Below are 20789 nucleotides of genomic sequence, written 5' to 3'. Positions count from 1 at the left end.
TATGTTTAAACGCTTTTCTTCTCTTCTTTATCTTGCTTTAACTCAATGTACGCTTCAGTTTTTTTTTCCACTGCATTTGAGTCTTTTATAAATAATTCACGCGCTTCTTTCATACCACCATCTTCAGCAACTACTGGCTCTTCTTCTGCTTTCAGCTCATCTACCTTTGGAGATACAGCTTGAATTTCAATCGTTTCTGGCTTTTCTTCTGGCTCAACTTTTTTCTTACTAAAAATTTCTTTCGTTTCTTTTAACGTCTCTACAACAGATGGCGTTAATTTTTTAATTTCTGCTACTTTCGCTTTTACCACATTGAAATCAGCAAGTTCGCGTCCTTTATCTGTAACAGTTTGCACTTTTTCTTTGATTTTTGCATTTTCACCAATTTCAATCATCTTTGTTTTTGCTTTTTCTGCTGTATTTTTTACTTTTTCACGGTTTTCTTTCTTTAACATGGATACAGCTACACCTGCCGCTACACCAATCGCAATGTTTCGAGCAATATTATTTTTCTTTGCCATATTCCTTCACCCTTTCATTTCTTATGTTAGAAAGTATTTCTTTCTAAGCTTCCTCATATTCCTTGTTCATTTCGAATGAAAGCTAATAGCTTTGCACACCCTTCTGTTACAAGGTCATATACTTCTTGGAAATTCCCTGTATAGTAAGGGTCAGGAACGTCTGTCCAGCCACCGTCTGGAACAAAGTCGGACAGTCTACCAATATAGCCTCCAGTTTTACCTAAACTTTTTAAATCTGCTATATTCTTGTTGTCCATGGCAATAATATAATCAAACTTTGTTAAGTCTTCTTTTTCTACTTGCCTTGCTTTAATTCCTTCAAAAGTGACTGCATTTTCTTTTAAAATTTTTTGTGTTCCTTTATGTGGCGGATGGCCAACATGCCAATCTCCAGTTCCTGCAGAATCAATGACAATTTTCTCTTCGAGTCCCTCTTTTACGACAAGATCTCGAAAAATCGCTTCTGCCATTGGAGAACGGCAAATGTTCCCAAGACAAACAAACAATACTTGAACCATGTTTTTGTTTCTTCCCTTCTTGGTGCATTTCTTAATATATACTTATAGTATAAACAACCAATTATTAAATATAAAGGAAATCCCTACTAATTTAATAGGATTGAAAAGATTCATTAACGAAAATGATAAAAAATGTTAAGATAGCCTTATGTTATTTTAAAGGGGGACACTTCGGTGGATTTATCCGTAAAGTCAGAAGAAAACGTTGAATATATGGTCGAAGCTATTAAAGAAAAATTACGTATGGTTAATGCTGGAGCGATGAGAGCTGCTAGTTTTAACGAAGAAATGTACGAAGATTTACGTGACATTTATGATCATGTTATGAAACGTGAAACTTTCAGCATTAGTGAAATGCAAGCTATTACAGAAGAATTAGGTACATTAATTAAAAAGTAAAAAAGCCTCTCTTATATGAGGCTCTTTTTTATTTCCAACAAATTCATGACAACTCTTCTCTTTCCCTCAACCAACTGTAAAATATTGTACAATAGAAGTAGAACCTCATCTTAGATTTTTTCTCCATACATACTACTCACAAATAATAGCAACACTACCATTGCTAACTGTTTTTACTGGAGGTGCTTACTTATGAGCAATTGGTACAGTAAGACGAAAGATCAAACATTAATTGACCTAGAAACAAACGAACAACACGGTTTAACAGATGAGATTGTAAGTGACCGTTTAAAGCAATACGGTTCTAATGAATTAGCTACAAAACAAAAACGCACTTTATGGCAGCGTATTTTCGCCCAAATTAATGACGTCCTCGTATATGTCCTTATTATTGCTGCCCTTATTTCTGCCTTTGTAGGTGAATGGGCGGATGCCAGTATTATCGGGCTCGTTGTAGTTTTAAATGCTGTTATCGGTGTTGTCCAAGAATCGAAAGCAGAACAAGCTTTAGAGGCATTGAAAAAGATGGCGACGCCTAAAGCTATCGTCAAGAGAAATGGTGAACTAAAAGAAATTCCATCTGAGCACGTCGTTCCAGGGGATATCGTTATGCTCGACGCCGGACGATATATCCCATGCGATTTACGCCTTATCGAAACCGCAAATTTAAAAGTTGAAGAATCTGCTCTAACTGGTGAATCTGTCCCTGTTGATAAAGATGCAATCTACCACCCTTCCATGCAAAGTGATGAGCAAGTACCACTCGGCGACCAAAAAAACATGGCCTTTATGTCTACTCTTGTAACATACGGAAGAGGCGTCGGTGTTGCTGTTGAAACTGGAATGAACTCACAAATTGGTAAGATTGCTACCCTGTTACATGAAGCAGACGATGATATGACACCACTTCAAAAAAGCTTAGCACAAGTCGGAAAGTATTTAGGCTTTGTTGCTGTAGCTATTTGTATCGTGATGTTTCTCATCGGCTTTTTACAAGGACGAGATACACTAGAAATGTTTATGACTGCTATTAGTTTAGCCGTTGCAGCTATTCCAGAAGGCTTGCCAGCTATCGTTTCCATCGTTCTTGCAATTGGTGTGCAGCGTATGATTAAACAAAACGTCATCATCCGTAAACTTCCTGCTGTTGAAGCTCTCGGGTCTGTCACAATTATTTGTTCAGATAAAACAGGCACATTAACGCAAAACAAAATGACTGTTACTCACTTTTATAGTGATAACACATACGATCACTTAGAACATTTGAATGTAAATAATGATACGCAACGTCTATTGTTAGAGAATATGGTGCTATGTAATGATGCGTCTTACAATAACGAATCACAAACCGGGGACCCGACTGAAATTGCTCTTCTGGTGGCCGGAAGCACTTTTAACATGCAAAAAGATCATTTAGAAAAAATACATGAACGTGTTAACGAGCTACCTTTCGACTCAGATCGTAAAATGATGTCAACCGTGCATACATACGATGAAAACTGCTATAGCATGACGAAAGGTGCTATCGATAAGCTCTTACCTCGATGTAACCATATTTTTAAAAACGGGAAAATCGAGATTTTAACTGATTCTGATAAAAATCAAATATTAGAATCTGCCGGAGCAATGTCTCAAGAAGCTTTAAGAGTACTTTCATTCGCATTTAAAAAATACAATTCAAACGATGTGGATATAAATCATCTTGAAGAAAATCTTATCTTTATCGGTCTTGTCGGTATGATTGATCCACCGCGAACTGAAGTGAAAGATTCAATTACAGAATGTAAAAAAGCCGGTATTCGCACAGTTATGATTACCGGTGACCATAAAGATACCGCCTTTGCAATTGCCAAAGAACTTGGCATTGCTGAAGAAATATCTGAAATTATGATTGGAACTGAATTAGATAACATTTCAGATACAGAACTAGCTAGCAAAATTAATCATTTAAATGTATTCGCTAGAGTCTCTCCAGAGCATAAAGTGAAAATTGTAAAGGCATTACGCGCAAAAGGAAATATCGTTTCTATGACTGGTGATGGTGTCAATGATGCACCATCTTTAAAGCAAGCTGATGTTGGCGTAGCGATGGGCATTACAGGAACAGATGTCGCAAAAGGAGCAGCTGATGTCGTGTTAACAGATGATAATTTCTCATCTATCGTGAAAGCTGTTGAGGAAGGTAGAAATATTTATCGTAACATAAAAAAATCAATTCTCTTCCTACTCTCTTGTAACTTTGGAGAAATTATCGCTTTATTTTTAGCGATTTTACTTGGCTGGGCAACACCCCTACGACCTATTCATATTTTGTGGGTAAATTTAATTACAGATACACTGCCTGCATTATCACTTGGGGTTGATCCTGAAGATCCAGATGTGATGAAGGAAAAACCACGACATGCGAAAGAAAGCCTATTTAGTGGTAGCGTTCCTTTTCTTATTTTCAATGGGGCTGTCATTGGGATTTTAACGTTAATAGCCTTTATCGCCGGAGCAAAATTCTATACTGGAGATACAAATTTATTCCCTCTTTTCCCAGAGCGAATTGATGAGGATGCTCTATTACATGCCCAAACGATGGCATTTGTCGTTCTTAGTTTTTCTCAGCTTGTTCATTCATTTAACTTGCGTTCAAGAACGAAATCGATTTTTTCAATTGGGATCTTTACAAATAAATATTTAGTCTTCTCCCTTCTTATCGGTGTTCTTATGCAAGTTTGTATCATCTCCATCCCGCCCCTTGCAAATATATTCGGTGTACATGCATTAACGATGCGAGATTGGGGATTTGTTCTCTTATTAAGTATCATTCCACTTGTTGTGAATGAAATTATTAAATTAGTGAAGAGAAACTAAAAGGCAATGAGGACTATTCCTCATTGCCTTTTCATTTATCCTTGTAATTCTTTTTTGATATTCTCTGTTAATGTAGCCATACGCTTGCGACTTTCTTCACGCTCACGTTTATTTTGTTCTTCAATTTGTTGTGTTTCTTGCATACCTCTTGAAATAATGTTCCAAGTTTCCTCAAGTGTTTCCATTTTAATACTAGAAGAACCTGATAATCTCGCTACTTCTACACTTTGCGTTGCGATATTTTGTGCATTTTTCTTAAGTAATTCATTTGTACGGCGATCAAGTTCAGCCATAGAATCTGCAACAAGCTTTTGACGTTTCGCATTTACTGCTTGAATGATACCATTTTTAAAGATAGGAATCGTCGTAATAAATGCTGTATTGATTTTACCAATTAATTTATTATTACCACGTTGAATCATGCGAATTTGTGGTGCTGTAAGTAGCGCAACCATACGAGCTTTTTCTAAATCATCAATACGTTGCTCTAAAATTTCAACCGAGTTTTTAAGCGACTCTAATTCAATACCTGCTAATTGATCATTATTACGCACGCGCTCTTCATACATCGGAACTAATTCTGTATTTAAACGCTCTAATAACATTTCTCCTGCTACTACATACTTCTCTAAGTCTAAATAATATTTTAAGTTTTGCTCATACAAGCCATCTAACGTACCAATTGATTTTTTCATCTCATCTTGGTACTTCGTAATTTCCACATAAACTTTATCAATTTCGCGGCCCATCGTTTGATATTTACTAAAGATTTGTTCTATCATTTTATCCGCTTTTTTGAACATGCGCGAGAAGAAACCACTTTTTTCTTCCGCAAAGTCTTTACTATCAAATCTGTCCATAATTTTACCAAGTTGCTTTAACAATTCACCAGAATCTTCTATCTTTGATAGAGACATTGTATGTAAAATTTGATCAGCGAAACGTGAAATTTCCATAGAAGGTTCTTTTCCAAGTTCAATTAATTCCAGTTGATCTTTAATATCTACTGCGTTATAAATACGTTGCACATCTGCATCTTGTCTAAGTTGCAAGCGAACATCTTGTGCGGTTTGCTCATTCAATTCAGTTTTCGAATCTAGTACGACTGGGTTATTCATATGGTATTCTCCCTTTCCTTATAAAAATGGACGAAATAGTCCTTTTATTGTTTGTGATAAATTTTTATAGGCTGATGAACCATGAAACTCAAGATCGAAATTAACTTCTTCAAGCCAATGGGAATCGAATGCTCCTGCTTCAACATACGGTTCAATATCGTTTCTGCCCGTGGGATTGAAATGGAATACATCTACTCCAATTTGATTCAAAAATAGTAATAAAACAGCGTCAGAACGAGTTAATTCTCCACTCTTCTCATTATTAAATATAACAATTTTCGGTACATCTTGTGAATAATCAAATTTCTCAAGCTGTTCTAAAATATTAGGTGGTATTTGAGAAAGTTGTGCGAAAACATACAGTGCTACATCTTGTTTCGTTTCTTTCGCAATTGGTTTGCACATTTCACTTTCGCACGTATGGATAATCGCCTCTGCAATCCCATGTTGTAAACCTTCCGGTAAACGCTTATGCGGCCACCAATGGCTATTCATAATTAGATCAGGATGTAATTTCCCAGCTCGGTCCAATGCATCTCGATAATGATATTGGAAATTTGCTTTTTGCTCTTTCGTAAATGGGAATGTATTAATTAATAAACTGTTATCAAATGATGTAACAACCTTTAATCGTTGAAAATATTCTTTATCATTCTTTGAAACGCCTGATATTTTCGCAAATAAAGAAGGAATATAAATATGTTTATTTTCAACAAAGAATGTTGGACGTACAAATGCCTTTTCTTTCGTAATTAAAAAGAGTTCATCATATGTCGTTTTTAACGTACGTGCTACAGGTGTATACGAACGAAATTGCCACGGTTTATATAATAGTGAATTATCGTGGTGAAGTACTTGTTCAATTTCTTTCGAAGCTTGATACGCTACTGTTGCAACACGCTCACGTCGACGATCAGGGAATGGTTCAAGCGAAATGCGACCCGGATGAGATACAACAAAAGTTCTTCCCTCTTCATCAATATTTTCAAATCCATCTTTTCCTTCGGGGTGATAATAAAGCACATCACAACCGAGCATAATAAGAAAATATAAGAAATATATACGGCTTTCCTGTGCATCACCATACCAAACGATACGCGGCATTTGTTTCTTATAATTAATCGTAGAGAACCACTTCGCTACGTAATTTTCGCTTAGTTTAATTATGTCGATTAAGAAACGACGGAAACCTTCTGTCTTTAACGACTGATTATGTTGTTTCTCATATAATTTCAATACTGAAATGAACGTCGCATGTATGTAATGCTGTAAATCAGGATTGTCTACTTTCGGTAAAAGTTGTTTCCCAGATAAGTGTGCAACTAGCCTATTTACTGTCAGACCATTTGGTGCTTCTTGATGTAATCCGAACACTTCTTGAATATGACGAAGCTTTTCCGAATCAATCACTTTGTTTAAATTTTGTTCGTGTAAAACTTCGATTCCTTTCGCTTCACTATAATCAAACAGTTCATTAAAATATTCATCTACATCATTAGGAACGCCAAGGATTCGACATGCTATATAACTAAATTTCATTTCATTCTCTGTCAGCTCATATTGTGGGCGTTTTTCTAAAAGTGTTTCAAATTGCTTTAAATCTGATTCATCTTTTAATGCATATGGTTGAAGTGTAAAACGTGAAAACACAACAGTTCACCTCCAAAAACATTTACGTTTTTTCTAAATCTTTCTTCTATTATAAACTATTTTTGGTTATAAAAAATGGGCGCTCGTAAAACGAGCAAACCCATTTCAATTATTTATTGTCTTCTTTAGTAGCTGCAACTTCTTCTTTAGCTTGTCCAGAATTCTTCATGTAGTGAATTATAAATGTTGCTCCAAATGCTACAACTAAAATAATGAAGAACAGTGTATGACTAATATGAATATCAATTAGAGACAATAGCATTTTCGATGCGATAATTAAGATTAAAATATATGCTGTCGTTTCAAGCTCTGGAATACGCTCTAACAATTTTAAGAATACACCAGCGATACCACGCATCATTAAAATACCTAGCATTCCGCCTAATAATAAAATCCAAACTTCATTAGATACACCAAATGCAGCAAGTACGCTATCTACAGAGAACGCGATATCCATTAATTCAACCATCGCAACTGTTCCCCAGAAGACACCGAACATTCTAAAGAAAATACTGTTTTGATTCATACCGTGAGCTTCGTCTTCTTCACTTGCACCTTTACGCTTATCAATAAAGTATTTTACTGATAACCAAGCAAGGTAAAGTGCACCAAGAAGTTTTACCCACCATAATTTAATTAAGAACATTCCAATTCCAATCGCAATAAAGCGGAACACATAAGCTCCAATAAGTCCATAGAATAATGCTTTTTTACGTTTTTCTTCCGGAAGGTGTTTTACCATTACTGCTAACACAAGTGCGTTATCGGCAGATAACAAACCTTCAAGTACAACAAGTGTACCTATTAATCCCCAAGATACTGGATCTTGCAACACTTTAATCCACATGTCCAAGTCGAAAAACTGAGCATACGTATCAAGGATTCCTTGCAAAATACTCATCTTACCTTTATCCCCTATTCTTTGCTAGATTTATAGAAAGGTCAAAAAAAGGAAACGAATATCGTTTCCTTTCTATGCATCCAAGCCATACGCTCTTACAAGCGCACCTAAACCACCTTGGAATCCACTTCCTACTGCATTAAACTTCCACTGTCCATTATGACGGTATAATTCACAAAAGACAACTGCTGTTTCGATGGAGAAATCTTCCCCTAAATCAAAACGAAGAACTTCTTCATTCGTCTCTTCATTTGCTAAACGAACAAACGCATTTCCTACTTGTCCAAAGTTTTGACTACGGCCTTCTGCATCATAAATCGTAACTGTAATAGCAATTCTGTGCACATCTGCTGGAACTTTCTTTAAGTCCACAACAAGTTGCTCATCGTCACCTTCACCTTCACCTGTACGGTTATCTCCTGTATGTAAAACAGATCCACAAGGAGACTGTAAATTATTATAGAAGATAAAATCAGTTTCCTTCGTACATTTTCCGTTTGCATCTAATAAAAAGGCAGATGCATCTAAATCGAAATCTGATCCACCGTCATAAGATTTAATATCCCATCCAAGACCAATTACTGCTTTTGTTAAACCAGGGCTTGTCTTACCCAAATCAATTTTCTGTCCTTTTTGTAATTGAATAACCATCTATATTCACCTCTATATTTTTATCTTTAAAAATATATCCATCGGTAAACATACATTTCACCGATGGATATATAAATTAAATCTATTACTCTACGTCTAAACCAAAGTTATTACATAGAGACGCTAATCCACCTTGGAATCCACTTCCGATTGCATTGAATTTCCAGTCACCTGCATGACGGTATAATTCACCTACTACTACGGCTGTTTCAATAGAGAAATCTTCTCCTAAATCGTAACGAATTAATTCTGCATTCTTTTCTTCATCTAAAATACGTACGAAAGAGTTAGAAACTTGTCCGAAGTTTTGGCTACGACCTTCTCCATCATAGATTGTAATTGTGAAACAAATACGTTCGATATGTGCAGGTACATTTTTCAAATCTACTTTGATCGATTCGTCATCGCCTTCACCTTCGCCAGTTCGGTTATCTCCTAAATGCTCGACAGCACCATTCGCACCTTTTGGGTTATTATAGAAGACGAAATCCTCTGCACCTGAAACTTTACCGTTAGCGCCTACTAAGAAAATACTAACATCTAAATCGAAATCGTTTTGTCCGTCATAACGATTCGTATCCCACCCTAGTCCTACAAGAACTTTTGAAAGACCCGGATTCGTTTTTGTTAAGTCTACCTTTTGTCCTTTTTTCAATGAAATTGATGCCATATTCAATTCCTCCTCGGTTTATTTTATTGATAACGTGATACAATCTCACTTAAGTTTTTATCTTGTGTGCCTTCTCCAACAGCTGAAAACTTCCATTCACTTCCGTGACGATACATTTCACCTGCAATTAGAGTCGTTTTGCCAGCATAATTATCCGATAAATTATAGCGTGCTAATTCTTCACCAGTTTGCGGGTTTTGAATACGAATATATGCATTACGAATCATCCCGAAATCTTGACGACGATTTACACAGTCATAAATATTTACAACGAATACTAAACGATTAATACGGCTCGGAACTTTATGTAATTCTACGAAAATTGTTTCGTCATCACCAGCGCCTTCACCTGTTAAATTATCTCCTGAATGAATAATACTACCACAAGTAGAAAGTTTATTTCCGAAGTAAACTAAATCATTTTTGTTTAAAAAACGATCTCCTTCTAACATAACAACAGATGCATCACAATCTACATTTGGTTTACTTCCAAATAATGAAGACAGAAATCCACCTGATTGCCCAATTGGATCCCAGCCTAAGCCAACCTGTAGTTTTGCTACTTTTGGTTGTCCTTTCGTTAAATCGATCTTTTGACCTTTTTCTAAAATAATAGGCATGAAGTTTCTCCCTTTCTACAAAGCATTTTCCAAATCGGAAAATATTGTATTCTTCTCTTATATTGTAGCATTATTTACCTAGCGATAAAAAGGATAAATTCTCAGTTATATGAAAACATTCATATAATTTACTTATGATGATGTAAGAAGTGGTAAATAGCACCAATCATTCCTGCACAATTACCGTTTTGTGCAAGTTCAATCTCACAATTATTATAAATCTCTTGATTTAAGTATTTACTGACCTCTTCTTTTACTTCTTTTAAAAACTCATTTCCTCTATCGGTAATTCCTCCACCAATAATAATCTTTTCTGGATTGAAAATATAAGCAAGATTACTAATTCCGATTGCCAAATGTTTAAAGAAGATCCTAACTGCTTGAGCAACTTCCCGATCTCCTTTATCATACAACTCGAAAATTAATCTCCCATTCCACTCACCTTTGCCTTTATATTTTCTGACAAGACGAATTAATCCTGAAATCGAGGCAACCTCTTCAAACGGTTTTCCTTCTATTAACATATTCCCCCATTCACCAGCACTAAATGAATGCCCTCGGTACAATTCTCCGTCTATAAAAATCGCTCCCCCAATCCCTGTTCCAAGGGTGAGCATAATAAAGTTCTCTTTCTCTCTTCCACTACCATTCCATTTTTCTCCAAACGCTGCACAATTCACATCATTGTCAATCGATACTGGAACTTTTAATATCTCTTGCAATCTATCAATAATAGGAATAGTACGATATCCCGGAATATGATCCGCACCTCCCGTCACAATTCCTTTACTAATATCAACAATCCCCGTGGTGCTAATACCAATTCCTGCAATAGTATGTTCATTCATTATTTTTTTTGATACATATATAAGTTTTTGAATAGTTTGTTCTCCGCCTAAATGAATTTCTGTTGCAACTGTTTTACGCTTTAATACTCTCCCTATTTCTGAAACAATGCCATACTTAATTTGCGTACCGCCAATATCAAACGCTATATACTCTTTCATCTACTGCCACTTCCTCTACCGTTCTGAATGTAAATTCTCCGCCTCTACTATTTGTAGGAAATCTACATTAACTCTTTTCTGCTTTGAGAAATACACCACCTTTTTCTATATATAGTTTTTTTTGCATAAAACTCTTTTTCCTAAGAAATATTACAAAGGGATGTATTTTAGATGGAATATTAATTTCTTAGGAGGAAAACCATGACGAAAATCTTCATTTTAGCATCAACACTCTCTTTATCTTTTTTTAGCGGTTTAAATATTGGTAATGCTGCAACTGAAAACTTCCGCCCATTAACAAACGCTATTGTACAAAATAGTGATCATTTTGCAGAAGGAAACTCAAAGGATAATAATAAACCTCCAGGAAATAACGGTTCTCAGAACGATAGTGGTTCTGGTGACAACGGTTCTGGCGGCAATGGTTCTGGTGGCAGTGGCTCTGGCGACAACGGCTCTGGTGGCAGTGGCTCTGGCGACAATGGTTCCGGCGGTAACGGCTCTGGTGGCAATGGTTCCGGCGGTAACGGCTCTGGTGGCAGTAGCTCTGGTGACAACGGTTCTGGTGGCAACGGCTCTGGTGGCAGTGGCTCTGGTGGCAGTGGCTCTGGCGACAACGGTTCCGGCGGTAACGGCTCTGGTGGTAACGGTTCTGGCGGCAATGGTTCCGGCGGTAACGGTTCTGGTGGCAGTAGCTCTGGTGACAACGGTTCTGGTGGCAACGGCTCTGGTGGCAACGGCTCTGGTGGCAGTGGCTCTGGCGACAACGGTTCTGGTGGCAATGGTTCTGGCGGCAACGGCTCTGGTGGCAACGGCTCTGGTGGCAATGGTTCTGGTGGCAATGGCTCTGGTGGCAATGGCTCTGGTGGCAATGGTTCTGGTGGCAATGGCTCTGGTGGCAATGGCTCTGGTGGCAATGGCTCTAAAGGCGGTAATCGTGTTAAAGGCGATAGCAGTTCTCAAGGTGGTAATGGCTCTCAGGGCGGTAACCGTGTTAAAGGCGATAGCAGTGGAAACGGCTCTCAAGGTGGCAATGTAAAAGATAATGCGAAAAAACAAGGCGATAAGTTACCGAATACGGCAACACATTATCCTGCATCTATTTTAATGGGGCTTTCAACATTCCTAATTGGTATGTTACTATTTATTCGCCGTAAAAACGCAAAATAAAACACATCCTTCCACTAAAAAATACATGAAATAAATTGTAAAAACTAAAAGGACTTTAGGTTGCATTTTATTATGCAGCCTAAAGTCCTTTTTATCACCTATCAGAAGGATTATTAATACGCTTTTCCCCAATACACCATTTGTTTAGCTTCTTTACCACAACAAATACATTCGTCAGCTAAATGCTCTTGCTCAAAAGGCATACAACGTGAAGATACTCCAACTTCTTCTTTTAGTTTCTCTTCACAAGCTAATTCTCCGCACCACATTGCCTTAATAAATCCTTGCTTTTCATCAGCTACTTGTTTCATCTCTTCAAAATTCGTCGCACTATACGTATTCTCATCGCGAAATACTTTTGCCTTATTAAATAAAGAGTCATGAATTTCCTCAAGTAGTGCTGGAATACGTTCTTCTAATTGATCCATTGATATAAATTCTTTTTCTTTCGTATCTCTTCTTACAAGTACAACTTGATTCTTTTCAATATCTTTAGGCCCAACTTCTAATCGAATTGGAATGCCCTTCATTTCATACTCATTAAATTTCCAGCCCGGTGTTTTATTACTAGCATCTATTTTCACGCGTGCAACTTTTTGAATATATCCTTGTAACTCTGTTGCTTTCGCTAAAACTCCTTCTTTATGCTGAGCAATTGGTACGATAACAACTTGCACTGGAGCAACTTTTGGTGGCATTACAAGTCCATTATTATCGCTATGAACCATAATTAGCCCACCTATCATTCTTGTTGATACACCCCAAGATGTTTGGTGTACATATTGCCACTTACCGTTACGATCTAAAAATTTAATATCAAATGCTTCAGAGAAATTCGTTCCAAAGTTATGGGATGTTCCTGTTTGAAGTGCTTTCCCATCATGCATTAAGCTTTCAATTGTATAAGTTGCCTTTGCTCCAGCAAACTTCTCTTTTTCTGTTTTTTGTCCTTTAATAACTGGTATCGCTAAATAATCCTCACAGAAAGAAGCATATAAGTTTAAAATATTTAATGTTTCAGCCTGCGATTCTTCTGCTGTTTCATGGATTGTATGACCCTCTTGCCATAAAAATTCTGTCGTACGAAGGAATGGCCTAGTTGTCTTCTCCCAACGAACTACTGAACACCACTGGTTGTATAATTTTGGCAAATCATTATAGGATTGCACAATTTTTGAAAAATGCTCACAGAATAAAGTTTCAGATGTAGGACGTACACAAAGTCTTTCCGCTAACTTTTCATCTCCACCATGCGTAACCCATGCTACTTCAGGAGCAAACCCTTCAACATGATCCTTCTCTTTTTGCAATAAACTCTCTGGGATAAACATTGGCATATATACATTTTCATGGCCAGTTTCTTTTAGCTTCTCATCCATCACCTTCTGCATATTCTCCCATAAGGCATAACCATATGGACGTAAAATCATGCACCCTTTTACACTTGAATAATCAACCAGTTCGGCTTTTTTTACAATATCGGTATACCACTGCGCAAAGTCCTCTTCCATCTTCGTAATGGCTTGCACTTGTTCTTTTGCCATAGTCAGTCTTCCTCCTTCTAGAAAATACAAAAAAGCCCGCGTCCCTAAATAGGGACCGAGCTTTGCCGGCGTTACCACCCTGATTCATACACAAAAATTGTATATGCTCTCTTCTTGATAACGGGAAATTCCCGCTGCATATGCAGAACTCAAAGGCAGGTTCCATATTGCCTTTTTAAGAATCTTTCAGCCTGGCGGATTCTCTCTCTGCTAAAAAGGTTGAACATGTACTAGTCCTTTTTCATCGTTATAACGAAATAAATTTGTTGATTATCATAATACAAATTCTTTTTTAAAACAATAGCTAATTTTCTTATTATTATATATTCTTTTCGTTTTTTGCAGTTTTATACGTAGCTTTTTCGAGAGATTTTTACAAGTTGATGTGCAATCATACCGATGAGTGTCCCTAGTAGAACGAAGAAACCAATAAATCCATATCCCATTCCTTCCCACCCACCAATAACCATCATTGTAACGGGAAAGGACGCTAAGCAAAGAAGTATTAAACTAAGTGCAAATATAATATCGAACTGTTTGTCTGGAAACCGTTTCTTTAGTAAATATGAAATAGCAAATACAAGGATAATCGTGATTCCGCCAATGATGTAAAAGATACCAAATCCATCTAACCAATCCATAGTGTTTCCTCCTTCCATAGATTCCCTTATACTTAATTATATGTTTATTTTTTCTGAAAATAAATAATGAATTTCCACCTAAAAATATATTTTTATTACTAGGTATTAATAGTAATATATAATAATAGGTTTTATATAATCAGGAGGGAACTTTATGGATAAAGCATTAACAAACCACGTCATTATTTTATCATTCGACTGTTTATCAGCTTTAGATTTTCCTATACTACAAAAACTACCTCATTTCCAATCTCTAATAAAAAAGGGCACGGTTGTCGAAAAAGTAGAACCAATTTATCCTTCTGTAACATATCCAAGCCACTCAACAATCGTAACCGGTAATTACCCTAACAAGCACGGTGTTGTTAGCAATACGTTACTTCAACCAGGGCGTGAATCACCTGATTGGCATTGGTACCGAAAATCGATAAAAGGAACAACATTGTATGATGAAGCACGTAAAGCAAATTTAACGACAGCTGCCCTTCTATGGCCTGTTACTGGGAGAGCAAACATTGATTACAATTTACCAGAAATTTTCCCCAATAGACCGTGGCAAAATCAAGTGTTAGTTTCCTTATTTAGCGGTAGCCCACTATACCAATTAGATTTAAATCGTCGTTTCGGCCATATAAGAAATGGTTTATCACAACCAGAGCTGGATAATTTCGTCCTCGCCTCTGCTGTACACACCATTCAGACGAAAAAGCCTAATGTTATGTTCGTACATTTCACTGATTTAGACACGCAAAGACATTATCATGGCTTTGAATCTAACGAAACAATAGCTGCAATTCATAGACATGATGAGCGGCTAGGGAAAATTATTCAAACTTTAAAAGACAGTGATCTATACGAAGAAAGTACAATTATTGCCCTTGGTGATCATAGCGCTTTAAGTGAAAACAAATCCATCCAATTAAATGTGCTATTCCATCAAAGAGGACTTATATCTCTTAATAAAAAAGGCAAATTAGTAGACTGGAAAGCCTATTGCCAAAGTTGTGATGGCTCTGCCTATGTATATGTGAAAGACAAAAATGATACGGATACAATTCGAGAAGTACAACTACTCCTTGAAGAACTGCTGCAAAATAAACAGAATGGAATTGAATTTATACTTCATGATGAAGCTGCGAAAGACCGCGGTGCAGATGGTAATTGTTTATTTATGTTAGAAGCACAAGAGGGTTATTATTTCACTGAAAACTATACAGGAGATTTTATAAAAGAAATTACTGAAAAAGATGTTACGCCTAGTAAAAAATATACATTTGGTACGCATGGATACTCTCCAACAAAACCTAACTATGAAACAATTTTTATCGCTGCTGGGAAAGGAATAAAAAGCGGCGTTACCGTCCCGTACATGAGGCTTATTGATGAAGGTCCAACTATCGCTAGACTACTCGGTTTACACTTAGGTGAAACAGACGGAGCAATTGTAGAGGATTTACTCCAATTGTAAAGAACTGTGTATATATGTAAAAGTTATGTAAAATTCATCACTGTTTCTCTTTTTATAATTTTTATTTTTGTACACTGTTAGTAAAACAAATTTAAGGGGGAACATTATATGAAAAAAATGTCCAGACAAGAAAAAAGCTGGATATTATACGATTGGGCGAACTCGGTATATTCGCTCGTCATTACAACTGCATTATTTCCAATTTACTTTAAAGCAGCTGCAAAAGAAGCTGGACTATCCGGGGCAACTTCAACAGCATATTGGGGATATGCAAACTCGTTCGCTACACTTTTAATTTCTATACTTGCTCCTATTCTCGGCACAGTTGCTGATTATAAAGGATTTAAAAAACGATTTTTCACATTCTTCTTTGGACTCGGCATCGTATTTACAAGTATGTTAGCAGTCGTTCCAACATCTCAGTGGTACTTATTATTAGGATGCTATATGCTCGCCTTAGTCGGTTTTGCTGGAGCAAACATTTTTTATGATGCATTTTTAGTAGATGTCACTTCTGAAGATAGAATGGATCGAATTTCTACGCGAGGTTTCGCATTAGGCTATATTGGGAGTACTATTCCTTTCATCGGTTGTATCGCTCTTATTATTCTTTCTCAAAAAGGAACTATCCCTTTATCTGTTGGTATTGCTAGTCAAATTTCATTTGCGATAACAGCTCTTTGGTGGGGGTTATTTACGATTCCAATGCTAAAAAACGTAGAGCAAAAGCACTATATTGAACGTCACCCTAGACCAATTACAATGAGCTTCAAACGCCTTGCTGCTACTTTTAAAAATATTAAAGAATATAAAACTGTATTCATGTTCCTAATCGCTTACTTTTTCTATATTGATGGGGTCGATACAATTATTACCATGTCCACCGCTTACGGAACAGATCTCGGTATCGGTGCAACGAATCTATTAATCATATTATTTGTAACACAAATTGTCGCTTGTCCATTTGCTTTATTATATGGAAAATTATCAGCAACATTTACAGGTAAAAAAATGCTATATGTCGGTATCATTATTTATATCATCATTTGCATATATGCTTATTTCTTAAAAACGACACTTGATTTTTGGATTTTAGCAATGTTAGTTGCTACATCTCAAGGTGGTATTCAAGCACTAAGTCGTTCATACTTTGCAAAACTAGTACCAAAAGAATCTGCTAATGAATTCTTCGGATTTTATAATATCTTTGGTAAGTTTGCCGCAATTATGGGCCCGGTATTAGTCGGTGTTACAACGCAATTAACAGGAAAAACAAACGCTGGTGTTCTTAGTATTATTGTTCTGTTTATTATCGGTGGATTCTTATTAACTAGAGTTCCAGAAAATAATACATCCGTTACACCACCTAGTCCAAAGACTAAAACACTATAAGAAAAGATCCTCTTCTCATGAGAAGAGGATCTTTTTTATTTTTAACGGTGCGCCTTATAATAAACGACTCTACTGCTTGTACAAAAATAATTTATCAACAGTTGTTCCTAATACTTCAGCTAAACGGAATGCTAACGCTAAGCTTGGATCATATTTATTATTCTCAATTGCATTTATCGTCTGTCTAGAAACCTTGCATTTATCAGCTAATGCGCCTTGTGAAATATTATTTTCAGTGCGTAATTCATAGATTTGATTTTTCACACCATTGCTCCTAACCTGTAAAATCGTTTTTACAACATCAGTATATAATTGGCTCATATAGTTGTCAAAAGTTCCTCAAAGAAAAAGGGAGCAATTTTGCTCCCTTAAAATAGTTATTTCGAAGCTAACGAATTTGTTAGTTTCTCTTTATTAACGACATCTTCTTTCTTTATTTGCATGCGTAGAACTGGTCCTATCGCTAATAAAACAAGTGCCATTGCTATACAAAACACAATAACTAGTGAAGTTAGTTCCTTTAATCCTCCAGCTAGTGAAGTTCCAATTAGCATTGCCCCCATAAACAGTGGTAAAATCGTCCCGTTTACTCTTCCAACCATATTTTCTGGTACAAGTTGAATCATAAGCGTACCGACAACGATATTAGCACAAGCTAAACAAATACCTGTTCCAAATCTCATGAAACTAGTAATCCAAAATGATGTAGATAGCCCTTCTACTAAAAATGACATCGCTAATATGCTCATACCGAATACGAACATCTTTTTCGGATTCACTTTTGAAGCGAAAACTGCAGCAACAATACCACCGATTAACATACCTATTCCGTCAGCTGCTGCTAAATATTGAACTGCTTCCTTTTCCATTCCAAGGCGTTCTATTACAAGAAACACCTCTAATGGATTTGTTAATCCAACAGCTAAACCCATAATAGTAAAAGTGATCGTAATCATACGTAAATTTTTCGTATGAAGAACATACTTCCAACCTTCTTTTATATCATTTTTTAATGAATCTCTCGCTACTTGCTCTTGTTCCATCCATTTTGGTAAAAACGAAAGAGCGATAGCAGATAACAAAAATAGAATGATTAAACTATATAGTGACGTAAATAAGCCAAGTTGTGTATACACAATTGATCCTACAACTGGTCCAAAAATCATAAATAATGACTGTAATGTTTGGTTAAATGCAATCGCATTTGCTACCTCTTCTTCTTTTACATAGCGCTTAAATATACGCGAAGATGAGGGCTGAGAAAACTGACCTACAATCGCGGAAATGAGTGTTGCAAAAAATATAGCCTGCCAATAATCAAATTTTAACAATACGAAAATTCCTATAATAGACAGTACACTTAACACATCTCCAGCAACCATTGTTCTTTTCGGATTCCAACGATCTGCTAATGCACCACCAATGAACGAGAAAATAAAGATAGGTGCATACTCCATGACAGATAATAGAGACACTGAAACTGGATCATTATTTGTCCGCTCCATTATGAAATATAAAAGAGCCATATTTCTAATCCAAATTGCAAATTGTTGTAAAATATCAGATGCCATAACGAGCATAAATGCTCGGTTTTTAAATAAAGCGTTCATTTTCATTCCCCTTTCACAAACCGACCGTTCGGTCTAATTTATTCTTTAAGAAAAGCAACTGACCTATTATTCAGCTGCCATTCCTTTTAACAATACATCTATTGCCTTTTTATAAATACGCTTCAACTCTTTATAATCTAGCTCGTAGTAAAGTACTCCAAGCCCTGATAATAATCCATTCACAATATACATAAGATCACGAGTATTATCTTCACGAAACTCTCCAGACTGTATACCTGCTTCAATTAATTTCTCAAACATAACATATGATTCTCTAGTTAAAGCTAACAGTTCATCCAGAATCTCTTTACTTACAACTTGGCTCATAGAGAATTCCTCTATTGCATTTGAAATTGGTTGCTGTATGTCCTCTACATGATATTCCGCGAGACCATATAGTTTTTCAGTACTAGTGCTATACAACTTCTCTTTTTCATTCCATTTTTCAAGCCAATCATACGTATGCTGTTTCACTACAAATAAAAATAAATCTTCTTTACTTTTAAAGTGATAATAAATACTTCCTTTACTTCGCTCTGTAATTTCACAAATCTCTTCCATAGATGTAGCTGCGTAGCCCTTCTGTGAAAATAGACTTTCTGCTTTATATGCAATTTCTTTCTTTATCTCTTCTGCGCTTCTTCTCATATTCACACCTCTTTAAACCGACCGTTCAGTCTAATAATAACAAATCAAAAACCTCTATCGCAAGAGGCTATATTCCTTATTTAAGAAAATGTACTTTCAAACCAAGTTCGAATCATATGTATTGTTCCAAATTTAAGTGTTAATTTAACAAGAAATACGCCTCCCGCAGCTAATAAAAATAACACTACTTTCCCCTTATTTTTCACTCTCGGTTCCCTTTTCATTTCCATTCCCCTTAGTATGTTAAAAATATTAATCAAACGTTTGTTTAACTGTGTTTATGCATATGTAAGCCAACTAATCAAACGTTTGTTTAAAAAGAAATACGCCTATATAAGGCGCATTTTCATCAATCACCACCACCGCAGCTTCCCCCGCTATCTCCCCCAAAAGACCCTCCACAATCATGTGAACCGCCATCATGCGAGCTATCATTATCAGATCCAGCAAAGAAAAATAATGGTGATGAGCTGTTAGATGAATTATGAATGTTATTTTGTTTTGTAAGATTTACCTTCTTTTTGTTCGATCGAACTGCTGTTACGATTATTCCAACTACAACAAATAATAGTATGACAATAATAAATTCCATATAAAAGCCTCCCTTATTCCTCGAATAATTGAATGGTTCTCTCTAGATTTTTAAGTGAAATGAAGCACGATTCCCGAAGGATCTCTTTTCCATTATAAAATAATAAAACTGTTGGTCCTGTAAATACTGCATATCGCCCCGCAATCTCTTGCATGTCTTGTAGTAATATCTCTATTTTCTCTACGTAATCATAATTCTCTAATACGTAATTTACTTTCCTTAACATAACATCACAAACACCACAATTTTCTGTTTTAATGAACAGAAGTACCAATTGTTGTTCTTCAATATATGTCGCTAATTCTTCTATCGTTTTAAATTTATGCATCTTATCCCTCTTAACGCAATTTATGAAATACTCTATCTTGATACATACGAAAAGCTGAACTATCTTTAATCCTTCTCTTTTCCATTACCTGCTGAAAACGAAGCGTTTTTGCTGTTAACTCTTCTCGTAATTTCTTTCTCTCTTCTTCATCATAACAGCAAGCAATTAGATCCTCTATTTTTAATATATCTTTTTGTAGTTCCATTTCTGATGGAATCATTCCCGCATTTTTTAAAATTTTATAACTCATTCTAAGTTCTGGAGGTACCATTGAAAGATCTTCTAATTGTAGTGGTTTTCCTTTTCCCGGCAGATAATCAAGATCACCATTCCGTATTGCTTGTCGAATTTTTTCTTCAGCAATGTTCAAAAACACATCCACACCATTCCCTCCTTTACATATTTTTACTATTATTTTACATGATATTTCCTTATCTTTCTACGTCTTTAATAATTGACTCCAGACAATTTTTTCTCAAATT

23 protein-coding genes and 1 other annotated feature are annotated in these 20789 nt (G+C 36.0%); of the genes, 5 read left to right on the top strand and 18 right to left on the bottom strand.

Annotated features, from left to right (window positions below; genetic code table 11):
- Nucleotides 1–5 precede the first annotated feature (5 nt).
- A complete protein-coding gene (locus AC0ONG_RS00860; RefSeq protein ID WP_001085387.1) occupies nt 6–521 on the bottom strand; it encodes a DUF4075 domain-containing protein in 516 nt (171 codons plus the stop codon).
- A 53-nt stretch (nt 522–574) separates the two neighbouring features.
- Nucleotides 575–1039 (bottom strand): low molecular weight protein-tyrosine-phosphatase, encoded by a 465-nt coding sequence (locus AC0ONG_RS00855; RefSeq protein ID WP_000250910.1) that lies wholly within the window; start codon nt 1037–1039, stop codon nt 575–577.
- Nucleotides 1040–1213: 174 nt separating this feature from the next.
- Here AC0ONG_RS00855 and AC0ONG_RS00850 point away from each other — a divergent pair, with 174 nt between their 5' ends.
- Both AC0ONG_RS00850 and AC0ONG_RS00845 read left to right on the top strand, forming a co-directional pair.
- Nucleotides 1214–1438: a DUF1128 domain-containing protein gene (locus AC0ONG_RS00850; protein WP_000366196.1), complete on the top strand. Its 225-nt coding sequence runs from the start codon at nt 1214–1216 to the stop codon at nt 1436–1438.
- Between the two features lie 192 nt (nt 1439–1630).
- Nucleotides 1631–4297: a cation-translocating P-type ATPase gene (locus AC0ONG_RS00845; protein ID WP_000073684.1), complete on the top strand. Its 2667-nt coding sequence runs from the start codon at nt 1631–1633 to the stop codon at nt 4295–4297.
- Nucleotides 4298–4332: 35 nt separating this feature from the next.
- Here the strand turns inward: AC0ONG_RS00845 and AC0ONG_RS00840 are convergent, their stop codons facing one another.
- From AC0ONG_RS00840 to AC0ONG_RS00810, 7 genes are all read right to left on the bottom strand, one after another.
- Complete coding sequence (locus AC0ONG_RS00840; RefSeq protein ID WP_001064413.1) at nt 4333–5415, bottom strand: toxic anion resistance protein; 1083 nt, start codon at nt 5413–5415, stop codon at nt 4333–4335.
- An 18-nt stretch (nt 5416–5433) separates the two neighbouring features.
- The gene (locus AC0ONG_RS00835; protein WP_000492854.1) at nt 5434–7065 is read right to left on the bottom strand and encodes a YceG family protein; all 1632 of its coding nucleotides are present in this window, start codon (nt 7063–7065) and stop codon (nt 5434–5436) included.
- Nucleotides 7066–7174: 109 nt separating this feature from the next.
- On the bottom strand, nt 7175–7966 hold the full coding sequence (locus AC0ONG_RS00830; protein ID WP_000025702.1) for a TerC family protein: 792 nt from the start codon (nt 7964–7966) through the stop codon (nt 7175–7177).
- A gap of 72 nt (nt 7967–8038) precedes the next feature.
- On the bottom strand, nt 8039–8617 hold the full coding sequence (locus tag AC0ONG_RS00825) for a TerD family protein (RefSeq protein WP_000236653.1): 579 nt from the start codon (nt 8615–8617) through the stop codon (nt 8039–8041).
- Between the two features lie 85 nt (nt 8618–8702).
- Nucleotides 8703–9287: a TerD family protein gene (locus AC0ONG_RS00820; RefSeq protein ID WP_000146729.1), complete on the bottom strand. Its 585-nt coding sequence runs from the start codon at nt 9285–9287 to the stop codon at nt 8703–8705.
- 23 nt (nt 9288–9310) lie between these two features.
- Nucleotides 9311–9907 (bottom strand): TerD family protein, encoded by a 597-nt coding sequence (locus AC0ONG_RS00815; RefSeq protein WP_001121586.1) that lies wholly within the window; start codon nt 9905–9907, stop codon nt 9311–9313.
- Nucleotides 9908–10035: 128 nt separating this feature from the next.
- Nucleotides 10036–10914, bottom strand: a complete 879-nt coding sequence (locus AC0ONG_RS00810; protein WP_000666114.1) for an ROK family protein — start codon at nt 10912–10914, stop codon at nt 10036–10038.
- Nucleotides 10915–11115: 201 nt separating this feature from the next.
- Between AC0ONG_RS00810 and AC0ONG_RS00805 the strand changes: the two genes are divergently transcribed.
- On the top strand, nt 11116–12084 hold the full coding sequence (locus AC0ONG_RS00805) for an LPXTG cell wall anchor domain-containing protein (protein ID WP_474203506.1): 969 nt from the start codon (nt 11116–11118) through the stop codon (nt 12082–12084).
- A gap of 113 nt (nt 12085–12197) precedes the next feature.
- Here the strand turns inward: AC0ONG_RS00805 and proS are convergent, their stop codons facing one another.
- Both proS and AC0ONG_RS00795 read right to left on the bottom strand, forming a co-directional pair.
- Nucleotides 12198–13628 carry a proline--tRNA ligase gene (gene proS / locus AC0ONG_RS00800; protein WP_001040984.1) on the bottom strand — a complete coding sequence of 477 codons (1431 nt, stop codon included), beginning with the start codon at nt 13626–13628 and terminating at the stop codon, nt 12198–12200.
- Between the two features lie 47 nt (nt 13629–13675).
- Nucleotides 13676–13882 (bottom strand) — a binding site (T-box leader).
- A gap of 93 nt (nt 13883–13975) precedes the next feature.
- A complete protein-coding gene (locus AC0ONG_RS00795; protein WP_000383852.1) occupies nt 13976–14269 on the bottom strand; it encodes a YesK-like family protein in 294 nt (97 codons plus the stop codon).
- Nucleotides 14270–14423: 154 nt separating this feature from the next.
- Here AC0ONG_RS00795 and AC0ONG_RS00790 point away from each other — a divergent pair, with 154 nt between their 5' ends.
- Both AC0ONG_RS00790 and AC0ONG_RS00785 read left to right on the top strand, forming a co-directional pair.
- Nucleotides 14424–15737 (top strand): alkaline phosphatase family protein, encoded by a 1314-nt coding sequence (locus tag AC0ONG_RS00790; RefSeq protein WP_149185662.1) that lies wholly within the window; start codon nt 14424–14426, stop codon nt 15735–15737.
- Between the two features lie 108 nt (nt 15738–15845).
- Entirely contained in the window at nt 15846–17129 is a 1284-nt protein-coding gene (locus AC0ONG_RS00785) for an MFS transporter (protein WP_000738825.1), read from the top strand.
- Between the two features lie 69 nt (nt 17130–17198).
- On the opposite strand, the gene AC0ONG_RS00780 is transcribed toward AC0ONG_RS00785, so the two are convergent.
- From AC0ONG_RS00780 to AC0ONG_RS00750, 7 genes are all read right to left on the bottom strand, one after another.
- The gene (locus AC0ONG_RS00780; RefSeq protein ID WP_002023181.1) at nt 17199–17450 is read right to left on the bottom strand and encodes a helix-turn-helix transcriptional regulator; all 252 of its coding nucleotides are present in this window, start codon (nt 17448–17450) and stop codon (nt 17199–17201) included.
- A gap of 56 nt (nt 17451–17506) precedes the next feature.
- Nucleotides 17507–18739 (bottom strand): MFS transporter, encoded by a 1233-nt coding sequence (locus tag AC0ONG_RS00775; protein ID WP_000992543.1) that lies wholly within the window; start codon nt 18737–18739, stop codon nt 17507–17509.
- Between the two features lie 66 nt (nt 18740–18805).
- Nucleotides 18806–19387: a TetR/AcrR family transcriptional regulator gene (locus tag AC0ONG_RS00770; RefSeq protein ID WP_001254432.1), complete on the bottom strand. Its 582-nt coding sequence runs from the start codon at nt 19385–19387 to the stop codon at nt 18806–18808.
- Nucleotides 19388–19467: 80 nt separating this feature from the next.
- The gene (locus AC0ONG_RS00765) at nt 19468–19611 is read right to left on the bottom strand and encodes a hypothetical protein (RefSeq protein WP_000817988.1); all 144 of its coding nucleotides are present in this window, start codon (nt 19609–19611) and stop codon (nt 19468–19470) included.
- Between the two features lie 125 nt (nt 19612–19736).
- Complete coding sequence (locus tag AC0ONG_RS00760) at nt 19737–19979, bottom strand: hypothetical protein (RefSeq protein ID WP_000394363.1); 243 nt, start codon at nt 19977–19979, stop codon at nt 19737–19739.
- A 13-nt stretch (nt 19980–19992) separates the two neighbouring features.
- The gene (locus AC0ONG_RS00755) at nt 19993–20307 is read right to left on the bottom strand and encodes a thioredoxin family protein (RefSeq protein WP_000548632.1); all 315 of its coding nucleotides are present in this window, start codon (nt 20305–20307) and stop codon (nt 19993–19995) included.
- Between the two features lie 10 nt (nt 20308–20317).
- A complete protein-coding gene (locus AC0ONG_RS00750) occupies nt 20318–20689 on the bottom strand; it encodes a DnaJ family domain-containing protein (RefSeq protein ID WP_000382382.1) in 372 nt (123 codons plus the stop codon).
- Nucleotides 20690–20789 lie beyond the last annotated feature (100 nt).

The sequence above is a fragment of the Bacillus sp. TCT6 genome (genome assembly GCF_056033845.1).
This window is presented reverse-complemented; position numbering and strand designations above follow the sequence as displayed.

Excerpts from the sequence above, each read along its gene's own strand:
- AC0ONG_RS00825 (WP_000236653.1), bottom strand. The coding sequence starts at position 8,617 with ATGGTTATTCAATTACAAAAAGGACAGAAAATTGATTTGGGTAAGACA.
- AC0ONG_RS00795 (WP_000383852.1), bottom strand. The coding sequence starts at position 14,269 with ATGGATTGGTTAGATGGATTTGGTATCTTTTACATCATTGGCGGAATC.
- AC0ONG_RS00785 (WP_000738825.1), top strand. The coding sequence starts at position 15,846 with ATGAAAAAAATGTCCAGACAAGAAAAAAGCTGGATATTATACGATTGG.
- AC0ONG_RS00845 (WP_000073684.1), top strand. The coding sequence starts at position 1,631 with ATGAGCAATTGGTACAGTAAGACGAAAGATCAAACATTAATTGACCTA.
- AC0ONG_RS00815 (WP_001121586.1), bottom strand. The coding sequence starts at position 9,907 with ATGCCTATTATTTTAGAAAAAGGTCAAAAGATCGATTTAACGAAAGGA.
- proS (WP_001040984.1), bottom strand. The coding sequence starts at position 13,628 with ATGGCAAAAGAACAAGTGCAAGCCATTACGAAGATGGAAGAGGACTTT.
- AC0ONG_RS00770 (WP_001254432.1), bottom strand. The coding sequence starts at position 19,387 with ATGAGAAGAAGCGCAGAAGAGATAAAGAAAGAAATTGCATATAAAGCA.
- AC0ONG_RS00760 (WP_000394363.1), bottom strand. The coding sequence starts at position 19,979 with ATGGAATTTATTATTGTCATACTATTATTTGTTGTAGTTGGAATAATC.
- AC0ONG_RS00790 (WP_149185662.1), top strand. The coding sequence starts at position 14,424 with ATGGATAAAGCATTAACAAACCACGTCATTATTTTATCATTCGACTGT.
- AC0ONG_RS00765 (WP_000817988.1), bottom strand. The coding sequence starts at position 19,611 with ATGAAAAGGGAACCGAGAGTGAAAAATAAGGGGAAAGTAGTGTTATTT.
- AC0ONG_RS00860 (WP_001085387.1), bottom strand. The coding sequence starts at position 521 with ATGGCAAAGAAAAATAATATTGCTCGAAACATTGCGATTGGTGTAGCG.
- AC0ONG_RS00840 (WP_001064413.1), bottom strand. The coding sequence starts at position 5,415 with ATGAATAACCCAGTCGTACTAGATTCGAAAACTGAATTGAATGAGCAA.
- AC0ONG_RS00855 (WP_000250910.1), bottom strand. The coding sequence starts at position 1,039 with ATGGTTCAAGTATTGTTTGTTTGTCTTGGGAACATTTGCCGTTCTCCA.
- AC0ONG_RS00780 (WP_002023181.1), bottom strand. The coding sequence starts at position 17,450 with ATGAGCCAATTATATACTGATGTTGTAAAAACGATTTTACAGGTTAGG.
- AC0ONG_RS00775 (WP_000992543.1), bottom strand. The coding sequence starts at position 18,739 with ATGAACGCTTTATTTAAAAACCGAGCATTTATGCTCGTTATGGCATCT.
- AC0ONG_RS00830 (WP_000025702.1), bottom strand. The coding sequence starts at position 7,966 with ATGAGTATTTTGCAAGGAATCCTTGATACGTATGCTCAGTTTTTCGAC.
- AC0ONG_RS00820 (WP_000146729.1), bottom strand. The coding sequence starts at position 9,287 with ATGGCATCAATTTCATTGAAAAAAGGACAAAAGGTAGACTTAACAAAA.
- AC0ONG_RS00810 (WP_000666114.1), bottom strand. The coding sequence starts at position 10,914 with ATGAAAGAGTATATAGCGTTTGATATTGGCGGTACGCAAATTAAGTAT.
- AC0ONG_RS00805 (WP_474203506.1), top strand. The coding sequence starts at position 11,116 with ATGACGAAAATCTTCATTTTAGCATCAACACTCTCTTTATCTTTTTTT.
- AC0ONG_RS00755 (WP_000548632.1), bottom strand. The coding sequence starts at position 20,307 with ATGCATAAATTTAAAACGATAGAAGAATTAGCGACATATATTGAAGAA.